At 61.5% G+C, this 22,317-nt stretch carries 20 protein-coding genes and 2 pseudogenes; 13 read left to right on the top strand and 9 right to left on the bottom strand.

What is annotated here, in order from left to right; genetic code table 11:
- The first annotated feature begins 5 nt into the window (after window positions 1-5).
- Both BW979_RS27150 and BW979_RS27155 read left to right on the top strand, forming a co-directional pair.
- Window positions 6-1,112, top strand: coding sequence for an ABC transporter permease (locus tag BW979_RS27150; RefSeq protein WP_076386470.1), 1,107 nt, complete (start codon window positions 6-8; stop codon window positions 1,110-1,112).
- Entirely contained in the window at window positions 1,112-2,038 is a 927-nt protein-coding gene (locus tag BW979_RS27155; protein ID WP_047227429.1) for an ABC transporter permease, read from the top strand. Before BW979_RS27150 ends, BW979_RS27155 begins: the two co-directional genes overlap by 1 nt.
- Before the next feature lie 66 nt (window positions 2,039-2,104).
- Here BW979_RS27155 and BW979_RS27160 read toward each other — a convergent pair whose 3' ends face one another.
- Entirely contained in the window at window positions 2,105-2,545 is a 441-nt protein-coding gene (locus BW979_RS27160) for a hypothetical protein (protein WP_047227428.1), read from the bottom strand.
- Window positions 2,546-2,626: 81 nt separating this feature from the next.
- Here BW979_RS27160 and BW979_RS27165 point away from each other — a divergent pair, with 81 nt between their 5' ends.
- The 3 genes from BW979_RS27165 to BW979_RS27175 all read left to right on the top strand — a co-directional run bounded on the left by BW979_RS27165 (window position 2,627) and on the right by BW979_RS27175 (window position 5,295).
- Window positions 2,627-2,977, top strand: a complete 351-nt coding sequence (locus tag BW979_RS27165) for a MerR family transcriptional regulator (RefSeq protein WP_076386472.1) — start codon at window positions 2,627-2,629, stop codon at window positions 2,975-2,977.
- 25 nt (window positions 2,978-3,002) lie between these two features.
- Window positions 3,003-3,689: an SDR family oxidoreductase gene (locus BW979_RS27170; RefSeq protein ID WP_076386474.1), complete on the top strand. Its 687-nt coding sequence runs from the start codon at window positions 3,003-3,005 to the stop codon at window positions 3,687-3,689.
- A gap of 247 nt (window positions 3,690-3,936) precedes the next feature.
- Window positions 3,937-5,295 (top strand): 8-oxoguanine deaminase, encoded by a 1,359-nt coding sequence (locus tag BW979_RS27175; RefSeq protein WP_076386476.1) that lies wholly within the window; start codon window positions 3,937-3,939, stop codon window positions 5,293-5,295.
- A 103-nt stretch (window positions 5,296-5,398) separates the two neighbouring features.
- Here the strand turns inward: BW979_RS27175 and BW979_RS27180 are convergent, their stop codons facing one another.
- Window positions 5,399-6,490 (bottom strand): calcium:proton antiporter, encoded by a 1,092-nt coding sequence (locus tag BW979_RS27180; protein ID WP_076386478.1) that lies wholly within the window; start codon window positions 6,488-6,490, stop codon window positions 5,399-5,401.
- Window positions 6,491-6,781: 291 nt separating this feature from the next.
- Here BW979_RS27180 and BW979_RS27185 point away from each other — a divergent pair, with 291 nt between their 5' ends.
- The 3 genes from BW979_RS27185 to BW979_RS27195 all read left to right on the top strand — a co-directional run bounded on the left by BW979_RS27185 (window position 6,782) and on the right by BW979_RS27195 (window position 10,011).
- Complete coding sequence (locus BW979_RS27185) at window positions 6,782-7,864, top strand: BMP family ABC transporter substrate-binding protein (RefSeq protein WP_076386480.1); 1,083 nt, start codon at window positions 6,782-6,784, stop codon at window positions 7,862-7,864.
- Between the two features lie 144 nt (window positions 7,865-8,008).
- Entirely contained in the window at window positions 8,009-8,974 is a 966-nt protein-coding gene (locus tag BW979_RS27190) for a 2-oxoglutarate and iron-dependent oxygenase domain-containing protein (RefSeq protein WP_076386482.1), read from the top strand.
- Between the two features lie 83 nt (window positions 8,975-9,057).
- Complete coding sequence (locus tag BW979_RS27195; protein WP_076386484.1) at window positions 9,058-10,011, top strand: adenosine deaminase; 954 nt, start codon at window positions 9,058-9,060, stop codon at window positions 10,009-10,011.
- Between the two features lie 120 nt (window positions 10,012-10,131).
- Here BW979_RS27195 and BW979_RS27200 read toward each other — a convergent pair whose 3' ends face one another.
- The 3 genes from BW979_RS27200 to BW979_RS27210 form a co-directional block, all read right to left on the bottom strand.
- Entirely contained in the window at window positions 10,132-11,514 is a 1,383-nt protein-coding gene (locus BW979_RS27200; RefSeq protein WP_047227420.1) for an MFS transporter, read from the bottom strand.
- 88 nt (window positions 11,515-11,602) lie between these two features.
- Complete coding sequence (locus BW979_RS27205) at window positions 11,603-12,337, bottom strand: ArsR/SmtB family transcription factor (protein ID WP_047227419.1); 735 nt, start codon at window positions 12,335-12,337, stop codon at window positions 11,603-11,605.
- 201 nt (window positions 12,338-12,538) lie between these two features.
- Window positions 12,539-13,468 (bottom strand): LysR family transcriptional regulator, encoded by a 930-nt coding sequence (locus tag BW979_RS27210; protein ID WP_076382804.1) that lies wholly within the window; start codon window positions 13,466-13,468, stop codon window positions 12,539-12,541.
- Window positions 13,469-13,581: 113 nt separating this feature from the next.
- On the opposite strand from BW979_RS27210, the gene BW979_RS27215 reads away from it, so the two are divergent.
- Both BW979_RS27215 and BW979_RS27670 read left to right on the top strand, forming a co-directional pair.
- Window positions 13,582-14,595, top strand: coding sequence for a zinc-binding alcohol dehydrogenase family protein (locus tag BW979_RS27215; protein WP_047227417.1), 1,014 nt, complete (start codon window positions 13,582-13,584; stop codon window positions 14,593-14,595).
- Between the two features lie 222 nt (window positions 14,596-14,817).
- Window positions 14,818-14,988, top strand: a complete 171-nt coding sequence (locus BW979_RS27670) for a hypothetical protein (protein ID WP_171061426.1) — start codon at window positions 14,818-14,820, stop codon at window positions 14,986-14,988.
- Between the two features lies 1 nt (window position 14,989).
- Here the strand turns inward: BW979_RS27670 and BW979_RS27220 are convergent, their stop codons facing one another.
- Window positions 14,990-16,192: a multidrug effflux MFS transporter gene (locus tag BW979_RS27220; protein WP_076382806.1), complete on the bottom strand. Its 1,203-nt coding sequence runs from the start codon at window positions 16,190-16,192 to the stop codon at window positions 14,990-14,992.
- Window positions 16,193-16,288: 96 nt separating this feature from the next.
- The gene (locus BW979_RS27225) at window positions 16,289-16,486 is read right to left on the bottom strand and encodes a heavy-metal-associated domain-containing protein (protein WP_047227415.1); all 198 of its coding nucleotides are present in this window, start codon (window positions 16,484-16,486) and stop codon (window positions 16,289-16,291) included.
- A 148-nt stretch (window positions 16,487-16,634) separates the two neighbouring features.
- Here BW979_RS27225 and BW979_RS27230 point away from each other — a divergent pair, with 148 nt between their 5' ends.
- The 3 genes and pseudogenes from BW979_RS27230 to cueR all read left to right on the top strand — a co-directional run bounded on the left by BW979_RS27230 (window position 16,635) and on the right by cueR (window position 19,949).
- Window positions 16,635-17,018 carry a hypothetical protein gene (locus BW979_RS27230; RefSeq protein WP_047227414.1) on the top strand — a complete coding sequence of 128 codons (384 nt, stop codon included), beginning with the start codon at window positions 16,635-16,637 and terminating at the stop codon, window positions 17,016-17,018.
- A 128-nt stretch (window positions 17,019-17,146) separates the two neighbouring features.
- Window positions 17,147-19,540 carry a heavy metal translocating P-type ATPase gene (locus BW979_RS27235; RefSeq protein ID WP_076382808.1) on the top strand — a complete coding sequence of 798 codons (2,394 nt, stop codon included), beginning with the start codon at window positions 17,147-17,149 and terminating at the stop codon, window positions 19,538-19,540.
- Window positions 19,537-19,949 (top strand): annotated as a pseudogene (gene cueR / locus BW979_RS27240) (Cu(I)-responsive transcriptional regulator). Before BW979_RS27235 ends, cueR begins: the two are co-directional and overlap by 4 nt.
- 964 nt (window positions 19,950-20,913) lie before the next feature.
- Here cueR and BW979_RS27245 read toward each other — a convergent pair.
- Both BW979_RS27245 and BW979_RS27250 read right to left on the bottom strand, forming a co-directional pair.
- A complete protein-coding gene (locus tag BW979_RS27245; RefSeq protein WP_047227411.1) occupies window positions 20,914-21,807 on the bottom strand; it encodes a PA4780 family RIO1-like protein kinase in 894 nt (297 codons plus the stop codon).
- A gap of 225 nt (window positions 21,808-22,032) precedes the next feature.
- A pseudogene (locus tag BW979_RS27250) lies at window positions 22,033-22,317 on the bottom strand (helix-turn-helix domain-containing protein); the annotation flags it as partial.

Consider the following 22,317-nt stretch of genomic DNA (forward strand, 5'->3'; position numbering starts at 1 on the left):
TTTTTATGCTGCTGTCTCTTGAACCCCGCGGCCAACAATCGCGCCTGATGCTCTGGTGCTCGCCGCTGCTGGCCGCCGTATTGACCCTGGGCTGTGGCTCGCTGCTGTTCGCCGTCCTGGGGCATGATCCGTTGCAAACCTTGTACACCTTGTTGATCGCCCCGATCAGTGATCTATACGGTGTGTCCGAATGGCTGGTCAAAGCCTTGCCGATCCTGCTCTGCGCCCTCGGCCTGGCGGTGGCCTACCAGGCACGAATCTGGAACATTGGCGCCGAGGGACAATTGCTATTGGGCGCCCTGGCCGGCAGCGCCGTCGCGGTGAACATCATCGGCATGCAAAGCCGCTGGGCACTGGTGCTGATTCTGCTGACCGGCACCCTCGCCGGCGCCGCCTGGGCCGGGCTCACGGCGTGGCTACGCACGCGCTTCAATGCCAATGAAATCCTGACCAGCATCATGCTCAATTACATCGCACTTAACCTGCTGCTGTTCTGCGTTCACGGACCGCTGAAAGACCCGGCCGGGTTCAACTTTCCGGAGTCGGCGATGTTCGGCGATGCCAGTCGCCTGCCATTGCTGGTGGAAGACGGGCGGCTTCATGCCGGGTTGTATTTCTCCCTGCTGGCACTGGTGGCGGTCTGGGTGTTGCTGCAGAAAAGTTTTGTCGGGTTTCAGATCAAAGTGCTGGGCCTGGACGCTCGGGCCGCCGGCTTCGCCGGCTTTCGCCAGAAGCCGTTGGTGTGGCTGGCGCTGTTGATCAGCGGTGCACTGGCTGGGCTCGCCGGTGTCTGCGAAGTGACCGGGCCAATCGGCCAACTGGTGCCGCAAGTGTCACCGGGCTACGGCTATGCGGCGATTACCGTGGCGTTCCTGGGACGTCTGAATCCCATCGGCATTCTGTTCGCCAGCCTGCTGATGGCCTTGTTGTACATCGGCGGCGAAAGCGCGCAGATGTCGCTGAACCTTCCCCAGGCAATCACCCAGCTGTTCCAGGGCATGATGCTGTTTTTCCTGTTGGCCTGCGACGTACTGATCCTGTATCGGCCGCGCCTGAACCTGCGCTGGGCCCGGCGCACCCGGACCACCGCCGTACAGGCAGGAGCGCTGTGATGGATATCGACCTGTTGAGCAATATTTTCTACGCCATGATCCGTTGCGGCACACCGTTGCTGCTGGTGGCTCTGGGTGAGCTGATCTGCGAGAAAAGTGGTGTTTTGAACCTGGGCCAGGAAGGCATGATGCTGTTCGGCGCGGTGATCGGTTTTATCGTCGCGTTCAACAGCGGCAACCTGTGGCTTGGCGTGCTGCTGGCGATGGCCGCCGGGATGCTGTTGTCGGCGCTGTTCGCGTTGGTAGCGCTGGTGTTCAATGCCAATCAGGTGGCCACCGGGTTGGCGCTGACGATTTTCGGCGTGGGGCTGTCGAGTTTTGTCGGCGCGGCCTGGGTCGGCAAACCGCTGGCGGGGTTCGAGCCGCTGGCGATTCCCTACTTGAGCGACATCCCGTTGATCGGGCGGATGTTGTTTGCCCAGGATCTGCTGGTGTACCTGTCTTTTGCACTGTTCGCCCTGGTGGCCTGGGTGATTGTGAAAAGTCGCGTTGGGCTGATTATCCAGGCGGTGGGGGAAAATCCCGATGCCGCCAGTGCCATGGGCCTGCCGGTGTTGCGGGTGCGGACCCTGGCGGTGCTGTTCGGCGGTGCCATGGCCGGGCTGGCGGGTGCCTACCTGTCGCTGGCGTACACGCCGATGTGGGCCGAGAACATGAGCGCCGGGCGCGGCTGGATCGCCCTGGCGCTGGTGGTGTTCGCCAGTTGGCGAGTCTGGCGCCTGCTGCTGGGCGCCTACCTGTTCGGCCTCGCCAGCATCCTGCACCTGGTGGCCCAGGGCTTGGGGCTGGCGATTCCATCGAGCTTGCTGGCGATGCTGCCGTACGTCGCGACCATTGTGGTGTTGGTGTTGCTGTCCCGGGACGCGGTGCGCACGCGGCTGTATGCGCCGGTGTCGCTGGGACAGCCTTGGCAGGCAGGGCATTGACGTAGACGGCGGCGCGCCTATCGCGAGCAGGCTCGCTCCCACATTTGATCGGGGTGACCGTCAGTTTCAGGCTCGCCCCATCTCTCCCTGTGGGAGCGAGCCTGCTCGCGATGAGGCCCGAACAGGCAATACCTGAACCAAGCCCCACACCAACTCGAAAAACAGGAAAACCCACAACACCGCACTGGCCCCATGAAGCAGTGCATACAGCATCCAGGCCGAAAACAAAAACCGCCCCGCCGCGTCATAACGCCCGTACAGCGGCTGCGGATCACGAATCCGCAGCACCGCCCACACGCAGACAATCGAGCCCAGCAGATTCACCATCAGCACATGCGCCGGCGCAAACGGCGGCAGTTCTCCAGGCAGGTCAAATAGCTGAGTCATACTCATCAACACACCATGCAACGCCGCAAAGCTCCACGGCGTGGCCAGCACGGCCGACACGATAAGGTCGTACCAGGCGCTGCCGCGCACCACCCGGCGATATTGCATCAAAGTCCACATACACCTTGCTCCAGATAATTGGGAAGCAAAGAGCCTAAAGCCTGGGGTATGCTCCAAGGTCAAGCCCTTCGGAGACCCACCATGCGCATCGGTGAACTCGCCCAAGCCTGTGCCGTCACCCGTGACACCCTGCGCTTCTACGAGCAGCGCGGCCTGATCGCGGCGCAGCGCAGCGCCAATGGCTATCGCCACTACCCCGCCGACATGGTGCAACTGGTGCTCTACATCAAGACCGCCCAGCGCCTGGGTTTTACCCTGGGCGAGATCGGCGCCAGCGTCGCCGCCCTGTGGCAGGCGCAGGACCCTGACTGCGCCGTGACGCAATTGCTGCAAGACAAACTGAACCTGATCGAAACCCGTATGACCGAACTCGACGCGTTGCGCCATGAGCTGAAACAACGGCTCGGGCAACGCTGTCCATTAAATCCGTGACCTTTTTTCATCAAGGATGCTCCTCATGAATTCGGCAAAAAACGCATTGATCATTGGCGCCTCCCGGGGCCTGGGCCTCGGCCTGGTGAAGACGCTGCTCAGCGATGGCTGGAGCGTGACCGCCACCGTGCGCAACCCGCAGAACGCCGAGGCGTTGAAGGCACTGGGCCCAGTGCGGATCGAAAAGCTCGACATGGACGACCAGCAAGCCGTCATCGCCCTGAGCCAGCAGCTCAAGGACGAAACCTTCGACCTGTTGTTCGTCAATGCCGGCGTCAAAGGCCCTGACAACCAGAGCCCCGGCGGTGCGACGCTGGCCGAAGTCGGCCAGTTGTTCTTCACCAACGCCGTGGCACCGATCAATCTGGCCCAGCGTTTCGTCGGCCAGATCCGCGACGGCAGTGGCGTGCTGGCATTCATGAGCTCCGTGCTGGGCAGCGTGACCATGCCTGACGCCCCGGAACTGGCGCTGTACAAGGCCAGCAAGGCGGCGCTCAATTCGATGACCAATAGTTTTGTCACTCAATTGGGCGAGCAGACATTGACGGTTCTGTCGCTGCACCCGGGCTGGGTGAAGACCGACATGGGTGGCGAAGGGGCGGACATTGATGTCGAGACCAGCACCCGCGGCCTGATTGATCAGGTCAATGCCTTTGCCGGCAAGGGTGGGCATCATTTCGTCAACTACAAGGGCGAGACGATTCCCTGGTAACCCAAGCCTTCCCCCTGTGGGGGCGAGCCTGCTCGCGATTGCGGCCTGACATTCACCATGATGTCGACTGACACACCGCTATCGCGAGCAGGCTCGCTCCCACATGGCTCCCGTTCAACTCTGGAAATGTGCCCCGCAACCTGAGTAAACTCAGCACCTCGCCCTACCCAACGGGCGACCCTGGATCAGCAGACAGGGCATCACTGAGCTGGCTAACCTGAACCCACTTTCAGAGGAGCCGGCCACCATGCCTGCGACCCGTACCTGGTTAAAAAATCCCCTCGCCATCTTCACGGCCAACGACCTCGATGCCCGTGGCGGTCTTGTCCTGCAAAACGGCGTGATCGTCGAATTGCTGAGGGCCGGCCAGCAACCCGCCCAGCCCTGCGACACAGTCTTCGACGCCGGCGAACATGTGATCCTGCCGGGGCTGATCAACACCCATCATCATTTCTACCAGACCCTGACTCGCGCCTGGGCACCGGTGGTGAACCAGCCCCTGTTCCCGTGGCTGAAAACCCTCTACCCGGTATGGGCGCGGTTGACACCGGAAAAGCTCGCTCTGGCGAGCAAAGTGGCGCTGGCCGAACTGTTGCTTTCAGGCTGCACCACAGCGGCCGATCACCATTACCTGTTCCCCGAAGGCTTGGAAAATGCCATCGATGTGCAGGTACAAAGTGTCCGTGAACTGGGCATGCGCGCGATGCTGACCCGCGGTTCCATGAGCCTGGGTGAAGCAGACGGTGGCTTGCCGCCACAACAGACCGTGCAGCAGGGCCACGTGATTCTCGAGGACAGCCTGCGGTTGATCAGCCAATACCATGAGCGCGGCGACGGGGCGCAAATCCAGATTGCCCTGGCGCCTTGTTCACCGTTTTCGGTCACGCCTGAAATCATGCGCGCCAGCGCCGAGCTGGCGGAGAAACTCGACGTACGCCTACACACTCACCTGGCCGAAACCCTCGACGAAGAGGACTTCTGCCTGCAACGCTTCGGCCTGCGCACCGTGGACTACCTGGACAGCGTCGGCTGGCTCGGCCCGCGCACCTGGCTGGCCCACGGCATTCATTTCAATCCTGAGGAAATCACCCGTCTCGGCGCCGCCGGCACCGGCATCTGCCATTGCCCAAGCTCCAACATGCGCCTGGCCTCGGGCATCTGCCCTACCCTGGAACTCACCGCCGCCGGCGCACCGCTGGGCCTGGGTGTGGACGGCTCGGCCTCCAACGATGCCTCGAACATGATCCTGGAAACCCGCCAGGCGTTGTACATTCAGCGCCTGCGCTATGGCGCGCAGGCGATCACCCCGCAGCGAGTGCTGGGCTGGGCAACCCGCGGCTCGGCACAACTGCTGGGGCGCAACGATATCGGTGAGCTGGCGGTGGGCAAACAGGCTGACTTGGCGCTGTTCAAACTCGACGAACTGCGCTTCTCCGGCAGTCACGATCCGGTTTCGGCCCTGCTGCTGTGCGGCGCGGACCGGGCGGACCGGGTGATGGTTGGTGGGCAATGGCGGGTCATCGACGGACAGGTCGAAGGGTTGGACCTGAAGGGGTTGATTGCTGATCACAGCCAGGCGGCGCGGGAGTTGATCGCCGGCGCCTGACCGGACGCTATCGCGGGCAAGCCTTGCTCCCACATCAAGGGTGGATGTATGAAGCAGCCTTGCCGTGAGACCAGTGGGAGCAAGGCTTGCCCGCGATACTCTTCTAGAGTCCCAGCAACGACAACATGATAAACGTCGCGAACAACACAAAATGGGTCATGCCTTCAATGGCATTGGTTTCCCCATCGTTGAGGTTGATGGCGCAGACGATCAAGGTGATGAAGATCATCACCGTCTGCACCGGGGTCATTGCCATCTGGAACGGCTGGCCGGTGTAGAGCGCCATCGCTTCCATCACCGGCACGGTGAGGATCACGGTGGACAGCGAAGCCCCCAAGGCGATATTCACCACCGACTGCATACGGTTGGCCAACGCAGCGCGCAAGGCGGTGAGGATTTCCGGTGCCGCGGAAATGGCAGCCACCAGAATCGCCGTAACCACCGGCGGCGCCCCTGAACCTTCCAGCCCCAGGTCGATGGCTTTGGACATGACCTCGGCCAACGCTCCGATCACTACGACGCCAAACACCAGCGCCGCGATGGAGAACGTCAGGCTGATGGGTTTCGGCTGGTTTTCCACCGGCTCTTTCCGACGGCGTTTTTCCGGGTAGCTGTAGCTGAAAAAGTAACTGTGAGGCCCCACCTGCATGCGCAGGAACAGGGTGTACAGCACGATCATCGCGCCGATGGTGAATGCCGAATAGAGCTTCCAGCTCTCTTGGGGAATGAACTCCGGCACCACCATCGATACGCCCATGGCGGTGAGGATCATCACGCTGTAGGTGCGCGCCGAATCATCGTTGTAAGCCTGCTCGCCATGCTTGATTCCGCCCATCAGCGCCGCAAGACCAAGAATGCCGTTGATATCGAGCATCACCGCGGAATAGATGGTGTCGCGCACCAGCGTTGGCGAGGCTTCGTTGCTCATCATGATCGCCAGGATCACCACTTCTACCAGCACCGCCGACAGGGTCAGGATCATCGTGCCGTAGGGATCGCCGACCTTCTCTGCCAGCAGCTCGGCGTGATGGGCCACACGCATGGAAGCCGCGACGATAAAGCCGATCAGGACCAAACCGCCGAGCAACGCCACGATCTGTCCGCTACTCAACAGCCAGTGCTCCAGCGGATAGGCGAGCACCGCGGCGATCAGCGCCAGCAACAGCAGTTTTTCTTGCTTGATCAAAGTCAGCATCGCGGGCCTATCACCGTGGGCGGGGTCATGAGCTACTGACTGTAGGGGGCGGCGAACGTTCGGGCGAAGTGACGCACCAGGGAGTGGCGAGTGGGTGGCAGGTGCACCTTTATCGATCTCAAGGACCTCATCGCGAGCAAGCTCGCTCCCACAGGTATTGCGTTGTCCTTGTGGGAGCGAGCTTGCTCGCGATGGCTGCCTCGAAAAGATCACAGATTTTGTTGTCCTATTGGTCAGCATTTTGCATTAGCGCTGTTCAGCCAACCTCACAACAAAATGGAGTTCGAGTTCATGCACAAGCGTCCCTTGAAGATGTTGCTTTGCGCCGTCGCTGCGACTGTCGGTCTGAGCGCCGGCCTGAATGCCAGCGCTGCCGACCCGCTGAAGGTCGGTTTCGTCTATATCGGCCCCATCGGTGACCACGGCTGGACCTACCAGCATGAACAGGGACGCAAGGAACTGGTGGCGAAACTCGGCGACCGAATCACCACCAACTACGTGGAAAACGTGCCTGAAGGCGCCGACGCCGAGCGGGTGATCCGCAACATGGCCAAGGACAAGTACGACCTGATCTTCACCACGTCCTTCGGCTACATGAACCCGACACTGAAGGTCGCCAAGCAATTCCCCAAAGTGACCTTCGAACACGCCACCGGCTACAAGCAGGACAAGAACCTGGGCACGTACCTGGCTCGCACCTACGAAGGCCGCTACGTCGGCGGTTTCCTCGCGGCCAAGATGACCAAGACCAAAAAGATCGGCTACGTCGCCTCCTTCCCGATCCCGGAAGTCATCCGCGACATCAACGCCATCCAACTGGCCCTGAACAAGTACAACCCCGGCACCGAAATCAAAGTGGTGTGGGTCAACTCCTGGTTCGATCCGGGCAAGGAAGCCGATGCCGCCAACGCACTGATCGACCAGGGCGTGGATGTGGTATTCCAGCACACCGACAGCCCGGCGCCGATCCAGGCCGCCGAGCGGCGCGGCGTATACGCCGTCGGCTACGCTTCGGACATGGCCCACTTCGGTCCCAAGGCGGTGCTGACCTCGATTGTCAACGACTGGGGCCCGCACTACATCCAGGCCACCCAAAGCGTGCTCGACCATAGCTGGAAATCCCAGGACTACTGGGGCGGCCTGAAGGAAGGCACGGTGAAACTGCCGATCAGCGACCTGGTGCCAGCGGCGGTCAAAGGCGAAGCCGAGCAGATCATCGCCGACATCGAGAGCGGTGCTTTCCATCCGTTTACCGGACCGATCAAGGACCAGGCCGGCGTCGAGAAAATCCCGGCGGGCGTGAGCGCTACCAATGTGGAACTGGCGTCGATGAATTACTACGTCGAAGGTATGAAGGCTGAGATTCCAAAGTAACCCCAGGCTCAACACAACACCCCATGTGGGAGCGAGCCTGCTCGCGATAGCGGACTGACATTCAACGTTGATGTCGACAGACAAATCGCTATCGCGAGCCGGCTCGCTCCCACATCGGCCCCCTCACACAATCAGGAAAGCCGCATGAACAGCCTTCCCATCATCGACATCAGCCCGCTCTACGGCGATAGCCCCAGCGCCTGGCAATCGATCGCCAACCAGATCGACCAGGCCTGCCGCCAGTGGGGCTTTTTCTACATCAAGGGTCACCCCATCAGCCCGGCTCGTATCACCGAAGTCCTGGACCATGCCCAACGCTTCTTCAGGCTGCCGGTAGAAGAAAAACTCAAGATCGACATCACCCAGACCCGCCATCATCGCGGCTACGGCGCCGTCGCCACCGAACAACTGGACCCGGCCAAACCCAGCGACCTGAAAGAAACCTTCGACATGGGCCTGCACTTGCCGGCCGATCATCCCGACGTGCTGGCGCACAAGCCTCTGCGCGGTCCTAACCGACACCCGGATCTGGCGGGTTGGGAACCCCTGATGGAGCAGCATTACCGCGACATGCAGGCCCTTGCCCAAACCCTGCTGCGCGCCATGACCCTGGCCCTCGGCATCGAGCGGGACTTCTTCGACACGCGCTTCACCGAGCCTGTGAGCGTGCTGCGCCTGATTCACTATCCGCCGCGTCACACCGCCAGCTCTGCCGAGCAGCAAGGTGCCGGCGCCCATACCGATTACGGCTGCATCACCCTGCTCTACCAGGACGCCGCTGGTGGCCTGCAAGTGCGCAACGTCAACGGCCAATGGATCGACGCGCCGCCCATCGACGGCACGTTCGTGGTCAACCTCGGCGACATGATGGCGCGCTGGAGCAACGACCGTTACCTGTCCACCCCCCACCGGGTGATCAGCCCGCTGGGGGTAGACCGCTACTCGATGCCGTTCTTTGCCGAGCCGCACCCCGACACGCAGATCCAATGCCTGCCCGGTTGTCAGGATGAGGGCCACCCACCGAAGTACCCGACCACCACCTGCGCCGAATTCCTGCTGTCACGCTTCGCTGACACCTATGCTTATCGGCGGGAGCAACAGGCGGTGTAGTGGATCAGCCGGTCAGGTTTTACCAGACATTGCGGCCAGCCCCTGTAGAATGCCTGCCATCGATTCGCTGATGAGAAAAGAACATGTACGACTGGCTGAACGCCTTGCCCAAGGCTGAACTGCATTTGCATCTGGAAGGCTCGCTGGAGCCCGAGCTGCTGTTCGCCCTGGCCGAACGCAACAAGATCGCCCTGCCGTGGAGCGACGTGGACACCCTGCGCAAGGCCTATGCCTTCAACAATCTGCAGGAATTCCTCGACCTGTATTACCAGGGCGCCGACGTGTTGCGCACCTCCCAGGATTTCTACGACCTGACCTGGGCCTACCTGTTGCGCTGCAAGGCGCAGAACGTGATTCACACCGAACCGTTCTTCGACCCGCAGACTCACACCGACCGTGGTGTCCCGTTCGAAGTGGTGCTCAACGGCATCGCCGCGGCCCTCAAGGACGGTGAACAGCAACTGGGCATCACCAGCGGCCTGATCCTGAGCTTCCTGCGCCACCTGAGCGAAGAACAGGCCGAGAAAACCCTCGACCAAGCGCTGCCGTTCCGCGATGCGTTCGTGGCCGTGGGTCTGGACAGTTCGGAAATGGGTCACCCGCCGAGCAAGTTCCAGCGGGTATTCGACCGTGCACGCAACGAGGGCTTCCTGACCGTTGCCCACGCCGGTGAAGAAGGCCCGCCCGAGTACATCTGGCAAGCCCTGGACCTGTTGAAGATCCAGCGCATCGACCACGGCGTGCGGGCCATTGAAGATGAACGACTGATGCAGCGGATCATCGACGAACAGATCCCGCTGACGGTCTGCCCGTTGTCCAACACCAAGTTGTGTGTGTTCGACGACATGTCGCAACACAACATCCTCGACATGCTCGAACGCGGTGTGAAGGTGACGGTCAACTCCGATGACCCGGCGTACTTCGGCGGCTACGTCACCGAAAACTTCCACGCGCTGCACACCCACCTGGGCATGACCCAGGACCAGGCCACACGCCTGGCGCAGAACAGCCTGGATGCACGGCTGGTAAAACCCTAAGACGGGTGATGCCCCCTTGTGGGAGCGAGCCTGCTCGCGATAGCAGCATGACATTCGACATCGATGTCGCCTGACTTACCGCCATCGCGAGCAGGCTCGCTCCCACAAGAGTGAAGTGGTTTAACCGGCCACCGTACCCTCGCTCAACTCCTCCAATGTCTTGCCCCGCGTCTCCACGCCAAACAACCAGACCACCCCCGCCGCCACGGCGAAGCACAGCGCGCCCAGGGCGAACACACCGCCCTGTCCGGTAATGGGAAACACCAACCCGGTGACCAGGGGCCCGAGCAGCGAACCAATGCGACCGACAGCCGAGGCAAAACCTGAGCCCGTGGCCCGTGCCGAGGTGGGGTACAGCTCCGGCGTGTAGGTGTAGAGCACCGCCCACATGCCGAACAGGAAGAACTGCATCAAAAGCCCGGTGCCGATGAGCAGGCCCACGTTGCCGCCAAACACCGCGCTCTGACCATAAAGAAACGCCATCACCCCGCCACCCAGCAACGTGACCACGCACACCGGTTTACGTCCCCAGCGCTCCACCAGCCACGCCGCCATGAGGAAGCCGGGAATCCCGCCCAAGGAAATCAGCACGGTGTAATACACCGACTGGGTCACGGCGAATCCGGACTGCTGCAACAAGGCACTGAGCCAGGACGTCAGGCCATAAAAACCGAGCAAGGCGAAAAACCAGACGCTCCAGATCATCATCGTGCGCTGGCGATACAGCGGTGACCAGATCTGCGCCAGGGCCGAAAAGAAATTGCCCGGCGCGCTCTCGCCCCTCGGCAGACGAATCGGTTCAGGCAATTCTCCACGTCCCAACGAGGCTCGGACCTTGTCTTCGATTCGCTTGAGCACGGCGTCCGCCTCGTCCCCCCGGCCAGCCTGTTCCAGCCAGCGCGGCGACTCGGGAATGAAAAAGCGAATGACCAGGACGAACACCGCCGGCACCGCCAACACCAGGAAGATGTCGCGCCAGCCGATCACCGGCAACAGGAAATACGACAGCACGCCCGCGGCCACGAAACCCAACGGCCAGAAACCATCCATCAACGCGATATAGCGGCCTCGACGTGTGGCCGGGATCAGTTCCGAGAGCATCGACTGAGCGATCGGAAACTCCATGCCCATGCCGATACCCAGCAGGATACGGAACAGCATCAGTGAATCGACGCTCTGGGCGGTCGAGCACAAATAACTGGCGACGCCCCACAACACGATGCTCCACTGGAACACCGGCTTGCGCCCGAACCGATCGGCCAGCATGCCCGACAGCGATGCTCCCAGTACCATGCCAAAGAAACTGGAGCTGGCGAGCAAACCTGCCTGGGCGGTGCTTAAGCCAAACTCGGCTTTGATCGAGCCCAACAGGAACGTCATCATGGCCAGGTCCATGGAGTCGAAGAAAAACGCCAAGGCAATAATGATGAAAATAATCCGGTGGTAGCCGCTGATGGGCAGTCGCTCCAGACGTTCCGCCGCGCTGTAGCCGTGAGTATCCATGCTGTTTCCCCCAATCCAAAAAAATCCCAGGTTCGAGTGTGCGCGAACCTTGCTGGAGGCTATTGCTGAATACGACCTGTCGGCAGCCCTAGAACGCCATTTCCACGGTGTCCTGCGTGGCGAACCGATGGATTTCCTGCTGGCCAAGCACCGTTACCTGCAAGGCCCTGGAGTCGTTGGGCAAGCTCAGCCAACCGGACTGCATGAACAGTTGCAGCAACGCAGCACCCAAGGCGCCCCCCAGGTGCGGACGTCGCTCGCTCCAGTCCGGGCAGGCACAAGCGGTGCGGGCGTTGCGGTGGGCCAGCGCCTGGATGAACAGGCCGTGCCCGGCCAGCTCATTGGCACCTTTGTGAGTCACGATCACCCGCTGGTCGCCCTGCTCGATCCATCCGGCATCCAGCAGGCGCTGATACAGGTCGGCCGCCAGGGTGCCGCCCAGATGGTCTTCGCAAAGCCTGGCCCGCATCAACGAAGCGGGAGCCGACGGGGCCTTGCCCGGCATGACTCCGCGCTTGAAGACTTCCGGAAGCTGGCGCGGCGTACTGGCCAGGGTCGCGCTGGCCAGCGCTTCGACGGCAGCGCCGATCTCGGGTGCCGCCAGGCGGAAAAACCGTTTGCGGCCACGGGCTTCGACTTTCAACAGGCCACCGGCGGACAGACGGCCCAGATGAGCGCTGGCCGAAGACGGCGACAGCCCGGCCAGCAACGCCAGCTCTTCAGCCTGCCGCGCAGTGCCGTCCATCAAGGCCCACATCATTGCGCTGCGTTTTGGGTCGGCCAGCAGCGTGGCGATCTGGCTGATGCAAGGTGCATGTTCCATGTATTCACTCCCTGTTGAATCATTCGTCTACTGCTCTGGCGCTAGTGACCAGCAATGGGGCCGCCCAAAGCGGCTCGACCGCCGCAAATCGCGCGCCGCTTCAGGCGGCCGCTAGTATAAGCGTGCGGATCGAGGTTTCCTGTCCTCCGGAAACCTTTGGAGGCGATTGTTCGTGAGGGAAAAGTCTCTATTTACGCGCGACTAATGGTCGTCCCCCGTCGAGAGGGCAAATTGTGCCGTCAACCGGCCACAACGCAGCTTGAGCATTTCCCGCAGCAGATTGATGGGTTTGCTCAGTTGCGCTCGGTGAGCACACAGCAGATTGAGCGGCGCGCGTTCGCATTGCAGATGCGGCAGAAGGATTTTCAAACGTCCGGCCAACACATCGGTTGAAACGTCCAGCCAGGACTTGTAAGCGATCCCCGCGCCTGCCACCGCCCAGCGACGCACCACATCGGCATCGTCGCTGAAGCGGTCGCCGCTGACGGTCAGGCTCATTTCCCGTTTGCCGTCATGAAAACGCCAACGGTCATGAACCCGCGTGCCGAGCATGTACAACAGGCAATTGTGCTGGACCAGTTGCTCCAACTGAACAGGTTCGCCATGCCGAGCCAGGTAACTGGGCGATGCACACAGCACCCGGCGGTTATCCGGCGCGACCGGCAGGGCCACCAGGCTCGAATCTTCCGGCTCGCCATAACGCAACGCGACGTCCACCGGCTGCTTGAACAGATCAGCGATGCGATCACCCAGCAGCAGTCGCACGGTCAGCCCCGGATGCTCCTCCTGGAACGCGTCCAGCCAGGGCAGCAGCAGGTTGCGTCCCAAGTCCGAGGGGGCGGACAACTGCAACACCCCGCTGACCTGATCCTGGCCGCTGGTCAATAACCTGCGTCCTTCGTCGAGGCTGCTCAGCGCCGCACGGGCATACTCAAGGAAGCCTTCGCCCTCGGCCGTCAGGCGCAAACTGCGGGTAGAGCGCGCCAACAGCCGGGCGCCCAAGTGTTGTTCTATCCGCTTCAATGCGGCGCTGGCCACCGCCGCCGACAGGTCCATGACCCTGGCCGCGGCAGACAGGCTGCCCAGGTCTGCGGCCCGGACGAACAACTGCAAGTCGTCGAATCGAAGCATGACGGCCTCATTATCAAAAAAACATTGAAAGAGCCTGTTCTTTTAGCCGGTTTTATCTCGGCGATAAATAGCTAACCATTGGCTTCATCGAACTCACTTCAAGGAGCCGCCCTATGAAAGCCATCGCCTACTACCATTCGTTACCGATCACCGACCCGCAATCGCTGCAGGACATTGAACTGCCGGAACCCACCGCCGGCCCTCGGGACCTGCTGGTGGAAGTCAAAGCCATTTCGGTCAACCCGGTCGACACGAAAATTCGTCAGAACGTCCAGCCTGAAGACGGCGCAGCCAAAGTGCTGGGTTGGGACGTGGCCGGCGTGGTCAAGGCGGTGGGCAATGAGGTCACGCTGTTCAAGGCCGGTGACAAAGTGTTCTACGCCGGCTCCATTGCCCGCGCCGGCGGCAACAGCCAATTGCATGTGGTGGATGAACGTATCGTCGGCCAGATGCCCAAGACACTCGGTTTCGCCGAAGCCGCTGCCTTGCCGCTGACGGCCATTACCGCGTGGGAATTGCTGTTCGAGCGCCTGCAAATCCAGGAAGGCCAGGAGGATCAGGGGCAAAGCCTGTTGATCGTCGGCGCTGCGGGAGGTGTCGGCTCGATACTGACGCAACTGGCCAGCCAGCTCACCGCACTGAAAGTGATTGGCAGCGCTTCCCGGCCGCAGACTCAGGACTGGGTAAGAGGCCTGGGTGCCGATCTGGTCGTGGACCATAGCCATCCGCTGAGCGATGTATTAAAGCAGGCAGGCCAGGCTCAGGTGACCCATGTCGCCAGCCTGACCCACACCGATCTGCATCTGGATCAATTGGTGGAAGCCCTGGCGCCCCAAGGCAAACTGGCGCTGATCGATGATCCCAAGGCGCTGGATGTGACCAAACTCAAGCGCAAGAGCCTGTCGTTGCATTGGGAGTTCATGTACACCCGCTCACTGTTCGAAACGGCGGACATGATTGAGCAACATAACCTGCTCAACCGCGTCGCCGCGCTAATCGATGCCGGCACATTGCAGACCACCGTGGGCGAGCACTTTGGCACCATCAACGCCGAAAACCTGCGCCGGGCCCATGCCCTGCTGGAAAGCGGAAAAGCCAAAGGCAAGATTGTGCTTGAAGGTTTCTAACCACCGATAAGGGGGCGGTTTTTGTAGAGGCAAAGCTTGCTCGCGATGAAGGTCGCGCGGTTCCCCGTCAGGCCAAGTCGTCGCGTATCGCGAGCAAGCTTTGCTCCCACAAAAAAAACCTGCACCGTCAGTCTGAGAATTGACCCTTGTCACAATTACGATCGCATTCAGGTCTACACTCGAGGCCTTTGCAGCACAATCTTTTACGTGAGGAGGTCAGCAATGAAGATCCTGATAAAAGAAGTGGCAAAATCCCAGTGGCAAGTGCGTCTTGACCAACACGTCGTGACCTTCCGCACCGAGGCCGAGGCCCAGGCTTTCGCCACCACCCTGCAAGCGCGTATTCACGCACCTCACCGCTACCCTGAACAGCAGCAGCGAGCGGCCGGCTGAATCAGTCCTGGCCACTGGCTTGTGCCAGTGTCCGGGCCTGTTGCAGGCGGCGGGTCAGCATCGCTGCACCCACCACCAATAACCCGCAAAGGCTGATGACCATCGCCATCGGCACGGCACTGCCATCGTGCAGCGCCGCCACCAATGCGGCGGCACCGGCGGCCACCGAAAACTGCAGGCATCCCAGCATCGCCGACGCGCTACCGGCACGAGCACCCTGTCCACTCATGGCACAAGCCGAGGCATTGGGCAGGATGCAACCCAGGCTGGCGATGCAAATGAACAGCGGAATCAATAACGGCCACAACCGCTCAGGGTGCAAGGAACTGACCGCCAACAAACACAGCCCGGCGGCGAGATAGACCCACACCGCGCGCGACAGCAGGAATGCCGGCCCACGTTTGGACAACAACCGGGCGTTGACCTGTGCCACCAGGATAAAACCCGCCGCGTTGGTTCCGAACAGCCAGCCGAAGTGTTCGGCCGGCACACCGTAGAGCTTGATGAAGACGAAAGGCGAACCGGCAATGTAGGCAAACATCCCGGCGATAGCGATGCCTCCCGTCAAGGCATGCCCGAGGTAGACCGTGTCGGTCAACAGTCGACCATATTGGCGCAACGCCCCGGACAATGGTTGACGCGGCACATGGGCCGGCAGACTTTCCGGCAGCCACAATGCCACGGCCGTCGCCGCCAGTGCGCTGAACAGCGTCAGGGCAATGAAGATCGATTGCCAGCCATGCAGGTTCACCAACAGCCCGCCAAGCATTGGCGCGAGGATCGGCGCCAGCCCCATCACCAGCATCAGTTGCGAGAACACCTTGGCCGAGCCCACCGCGTCGCATTTGTCGCTGACCACCGCCCGGGAAATCACCATGCCGGCGCATCCGCCCAGAGCCTGGACGAAACGGGCACCGATCAGCCATTCCAGACTCGGCGCATAGGCACAGGCCAGAGAAGCCAGGGTGAACAGACCGACGCCCGTCAGCAATGGAATGCGCCGGCCGAAGCGATCCGCCACCGGCCCATAAGCCAGTTGCCCGATGGACAATCCGAGGAAATAAGCCGCCAGGGTCAGTTGGATGTGATTTTCGTCGGTGCCGAAGGCAGTCGCCATGGCCGGGAAAGCCGGCAGATAGAAATCGATCGCCAAGGGACCGAATGCGCTCAAGGCGCCAAGAATCAGAATGGTACGGAAGTTCATCGGGCGTCCAGGTTCAGGCGTCAGTCAGCAGCCCGACAGTCTAGCCCTGCCGGGCGCTCTTGAACATTCCGATAGGTCGCTAACTATTAAAAAATCTCAGGCGGGACTGGCCTCGTACCCCTCCTCTTTAATGGCTTGGAGCACGGCATCGACCGACAACGAACTCTGGACCTGAACGGTCCTGGCGCCCAGATCGATCTGCACCTGCGCCGCCGGATCCTTGGCCTGCACAGCCTGGGTGATGGCCTTGACGCAGTGACCGCAGGACATTCCCTGAACATTGAATGTTTGCATGAGATGACTCCTTGGGATTGAGGTTGCCAGCAGTTTCAAGCTTGCCATCATGGAAAGGTCAAGTTCTGACGAAAACTGCCGGGCTGGCAATCGCTGCCAAGCTCGGCCAAGCTGCACACATCAAGGATTTCACACCGGAGGTTCAGCCATGCGCTGGTCAGCGTTCAGCCTGTTTTGCATGCTCGGTTTGTCAGCGGTGAGCCCTCAGGCGTTGGCCGTCGGCGAAGACTACGGCGTGCTGATCATTTCCCGCGAGCGCCTGGAAGTGCCGACTTCCTGCGAAATCGGCATCTATATCGGCGATCAGCTCTCGGGGCGTTTGTTCCAGGAACAGAGCACCTCCTTCAACCTGCCACCCGGAAAATTCTCCTTGCGCTTGAAGCTGCTGCCAGGCCAGGCGCCGGGCTGCAGCCCGGGCATGCTTGCGCCGGGGTCGCAGGATGTGACGCTCAAGGCTGGCGACATACTGAAGTTCCGCATTGCCATGACCCAGGAAGGGATGTATCTCAAGCCGGCTGAGCTGGGTTATTGACCCCTTAGATAAAAAGTGGGAGCAAGCCCGCTCCCACAAAGTGTGTGTGCAAGCGTTTGGATTAGCGCTTGACCTTCCCGGCGTGGCAAGGTTGATCCTGTAGTCATTCACTACAGGGAGCCTGTCCGATGTCTGAATCCACCCTTTTCGATCTGCCGATTGCCGGGATGACCTGTGCCAGCTGCGCCGGGCGGGTCGAGCGCGCCTTGAGCAACGTCACAGGGGCCAGCGCCGTCAGCGTGAACCTGGCGACCGAACAGGCGCGGATCCAGGCGCCCGAGGGCAGCCTGCCAGCCTTGATGCAGGCCGTCGAACAGGCCGGCTACAGTGTCCCCGTCCAGACGCTGGAACTGTCCATCGAGGGAATGACCTGTGCCTCATGCGTCGGCCGGGTCGAGCGTGCCCTGAGCAAAGTCGCCGGGGTGAACCGTGTCAGCGTCAACCTCGCCAACGAACGGGCCCACCTGGACTTGCTCGGCCGGGTCGACCCGCAAACCCTGATCAATGCGGTCAAGGGCGCCGGTTATGACGCCAGTGTCTGGCAGGCCGAGCAACCCCATGACGCACAAAGCAATCGCCTGAATCGCGAGCGCCTGGCCTTGGTGCTGGCGATTTTGCTGTCCGTACCGTTAGTGCTGCCCATGCTTTTGCAACCGTTTGGCGTGCATTGGATGCTGCCGGCCTGGGTTCAATTCGCTTTGGCGACGCCGGTGCAGTTCATTTTCGGTGCGCGTTTCTATATCGCGGCTTACAAGGCCGTGCGTGCCGGGGCCGGGAACATGGATCTGCTGGTGGCCCTGGGCACCAGCGCGGGTTATGGCTTGAGCATTTATGAATGGGCCATTGCCCGCCCTGGCAGCATGCCGCACCTGTATTTCGAGGCCTCGGCCGTGGTGATTGCCCTGGTATTGCTCGGCAAATACCTGGAAAGCCGCGCCAAGCACCAAACCGCCAGTGCTATCCGTGCCCTCGAAGCTTTGCGACCGGAGCGGGCGATTCAGGTCATTGACGGGCAGGAGCGGGACGTCGCCATCAGCGCCCTGCGCTTGAATGATCGGGTGCTGGTCAAACCCGGCGAACGCTTCCCGGTGGATGGCGAAGTGCTGGAAGGCCAGAGTCACGCTGACGAAGCCTTGATCAGTGGCGAAAGCCTGCCGGTGCCCAAACAGCCCGGCGACAAGGTGACGGGCGGTGCCATCAACGGCGAAGGCCGCCTGCTGGTGCGCACCCAGGCCCTGGGCACGGAAACCGTCCTGGCGCGCATCATCCGCCTGGTGGAAGACGCCCAGGCGGCCAAGGCCCCCATTCAAAAGCTGGTGGATAAAGTCAGCCAGGTCTTCGTGCCGGTCGTGCTGGTGCTGGCATTGGCGACGTTGATCGGCTGGTGGTTGTATGGCGCCCCCCTGGAGACGGCACTGATCAACGCTGTCGCCGTGCTGGTGATCGCCTGCCCGTGCGCCCTCGGTCTGGCGACACCCACGGCAATCATGGCCGGCACCGGGGTGGCTGCCCGCCATGGAATCCTGATCAAGGATGCCGAGGCCTTGGAGCGCGCCCATGAAGTCGACACCGTGGTGTTCGACAAGACCGGAACCTTGACTTCCGGCACACCACGCATCGCCCACTTGAGCGCTCTGGACGGTGACGAAGACAAGCTGCTGCAAATGGCCGGCGCACTGCAACGCGGCAGCGAACATCCCCTGGCCAAGGCGGTGCTGGATGCGTGTGCGGAGCGCGGCCTGGTTGTCCCGGACATCAACGACAGCCAGTCGCTGACCGGACGCGGTATTGCCGGCAGCCTGGACGGGCAGCGCCTGGCCCTCGGTAACCGACGTTTGCTGGACGAACTGGGCCTGGCCCCCGGTTCGCTGAGCGAGTCGGCCCAGGCCTGGGAGACCGAGGGCCGAACCCTGTCCTGGCTGATTGAGCAAAACGCCACGCCACGGGTGCTGGGCCTGTTCGCTTTCGGCGACACACTCAAGCCCGGCGCCCTGGCGGCCGTACACGCCCTGAATGAACGCCATATCGGCAGCCACCTGCTGACTGGCGACAACCGCGGCAGTGCCCGGGTGGTGGCCGAGGCATTGGGCATCGCCAACGTTCATGCCGAAGTACTGCCGGCCGACAAGTCCGCCATCGTCCAACAGTTGAAGACCCATGCGGTGGTGGCCATGGTAGGCGACGGTATCAACGACGCCCCGGCCCTCGCCGCCGCGGACATTGGCATTGCCATGGGCGGCGGCACCGACGTGGCAATGCACGCCGCCGGTATTACCCTCATGCGCGGCGATCCACGGCTGGTGCCCGCGGCGCTGGAGATCAGCCGCAAGACCTACGCCAAGATCCGTCAGAACCTGTTCTGGGCATTCGTCTACAACTTGATCGGTATTCCCCTGGCGGCATTCGGCTTCCTCAACCCGGTGCTGGCCGGCGCGGCCATGGCCTTGTCGAGCGTCAGCGTGGTGAGCAACGCGTTACTGTTGAAACTCTGGACACCCAAACACCTGGAGGACAAGCGATGAACATCGGCCAAGCGGCCCGCCAGAGCGGCCTGAGTGCGAAGATGATCCGGTACTACGAATCCATTGGCCTGCTCAAGGCAGCTCATCGCACCGACAGCGGCTACCGGATCTACGGTGCCGATGACCTGCACACCCTGGCCTTTATCAAGCGCTCCGGGACCTTGGGTTTTCATTGGAAGAGGTCGGCAAATTGCTGACCCTCTGGCAGGACCGCCAACGCGCCAGCGCAGACGTCAAGGCCTTGGCCCGGCAACACATCGACGAACTGAACCAGAAAATCCGCGAACTGGCCGAACTGCGCGACACCCTCCAGGACCTGGTGGAACACTGCCACGGCGACCACCGCCCGGACTGCCCGATTCTCAAGGAACTGGCGTCGGGGTGTTGCGAGAAGACAGTGCATGCTTGAGCGAAGGTGAGAGTGAGCCTGCTCGCGATGACGCCAGCACATCCTACATCCATGCAAGCTGATACATCGCTATCGCGAGCAGGCTCGCTCCCACAGGGGATTTGTGCAGGACGCAGGATCCATATACCCCGAGAACCAATGTGGGAGCGAGCCTGCTCGCGATGACGCCAGCACATCCTACATCCATGCAAGCTGATACACCGCTATCGCGAGCAGGCTCGCTCCCACAGGGATTTGTGCAGGACGCAGGATCCATATACCCCCGAGAACCAATGTGGGAGCGAGCCTGCTCGCGATGACGCCGGCACATCCTACATCCATGCAAGCTGATACACCGCTATCGCGAGCAAGCTCGCTCCCACAGGGGATTTGTGCAGGACGCAGGATCCATATACCCCCGAGAACCAATGTGGGAGCGAGCCTGCTCGCGATGACGCCGGCACATCCTACATCCATGCAAGCTGATACACCGCTATCGCGAGCAAGCTCGCTCCCACAGGGGATTTGTGCAGGACGCAGGATCCATATACCCCCGAGAACCAATGTGGGAGCGAGCCTGCTCGCGATGACGCCGGCACATCCTACATCCATGCAAGCTGATACACCGCTATCGCGAGCAAGCTCGCTCCCACAGGGGATTTGTGCAGGACGCAGGATCCATATACCCCCGAGAACCAATGTGGGAGCGAGCCTGCTCGCGATGACGCCGGCACATCCTACATCCATGCAAGCTGATACACCGCTATCCGACGCTCCCCCACAGGATCCGACGCGGTCCAATACCCCGACCAATACCCCCGATACCGCACATCCTACATCCATGCAAGCTAACCCGCATCGCGAGCAAGCCTCCCACAGGGAGTTGGTGGCGGACGCAGGTGTTGAGGGCCTCACAAAAAAACAGTGTGGGATTTTTTGGGCAGCCACAAAAAACCCGGCCTGGGCCGGGTTTCTGGTCAAGCGCTCACTGCATCCAGGGCGGAGGCGGTTCTTCGGTTTTGCCGGGTGGAGCGTCGTCAGCGGCGCGGACGGCCTGGCGGCGTTCCTCGTCCAGACGGGCAGCCTCGATTTCACGCATGATCCCGCCGACATCCGCCAGTTCTTCCGGCTCATCGAACTCGCCGGTCAGCACGCTGGCCGGGTGCAAGGTGCCGGCCTCATACAACGCCCACATTTCCTTCGCGTACCGGGTGCGCTTGAGCTCCGGGGCAAACCGGCCGAAGTAGGACGCCATGTTGCCCACATCCCGCTCCAGCATGCTGAAGGCGTGATTGTTGCCAGCGGCGTCCACCGCCTGCGGCAGATCGATGATCACCGGGCCCGTCGGCGTAAGCAGCACGTTGAACTCCGACAGGTCACCGTGCACCAGACCGGTACACAGCATCAACACGATCTGGGAGATCAGGAACGCGTGATACTCACGGGCCTGATCCGGCTCCAGTACCACATCGTTCAGACGCGGTGCCGCATCGCCGTATTCGTCTGCCACCAGTTCCATCAGCAGCACGCCTTCGAGGAAGTCGTACGGCTTGGGCACTCGCACGCCCGCGCCGGCCAACCGGAACAGCGCCGCCACTTCGGCATTCTGCCAGGCGTCTTCAGTTTCCTTGCGCCCGAACTTGGAGCCCTTGGCCATGGCCCGGGCCTGGCGGCTGTTACGCACCTTACGGCCTTCCTGGTATTCGGCCGCCTGACGAAAACTTCGCTTGTTCGCCTCCTTGTAGACTTTGGCGCAACGTAACTCGTTGCCGCAGCGCACCACATAAACAGCTGCTTCTTTACCACTCATGAGTGGGCGCAGCACCTCGTCGACCAGACCGTCCTCGATCAGGGGTTCAATGCGTTTTGGAGTCTTCATCAGCTTTTATTGTGGGTCCTTTATTACCGAACACGCGAATGACAGTCGTTATACGGCAATCCTCCCTCCACGGGGAGGGGTTGCCGACTTATGAACCCTTCGATGCACACAATGTGCCGGATTAATCGACCGAGCCGAATCATAGCCGAGACAGCGCATAGCGTTGGCAACTGAATGCAAAGGCATTTGCGACAAGAGCTGACAGCCATGCCCAGTGCAGCTGATTCAATGTTTAAACAACTCCCCCGGGGTCAATCCAAACATCCCCTTGAACGCCACTATGAAAGCGGACGTGGAATCGTAGCCACAGGACAACGCCGCGCCGGTCACGCTATCGCCTTTTTCCAACGACCCAAGGACGACAACAACCGAGTGCGCTGGCGCCAGGCGCGAAAGCTCAGGCCGGTTTCGCGCTGGAACAGACGCATCAGGGTTTTTCCGATGTGCCCAGGCGCTCGGCCCACACTTGCAAAGTCACGTTCTGGTCGGGCTGTTCGATCAGCTCGTTGC

Origin of the sequence: Pseudomonas sp. A214 (genome assembly GCF_900156295.1) — a bacterium.
Lineage (GTDB): Bacteria > Pseudomonadota > Gammaproteobacteria > Pseudomonadales > Pseudomonadaceae > Aquipseudomonas > Aquipseudomonas rhizophila.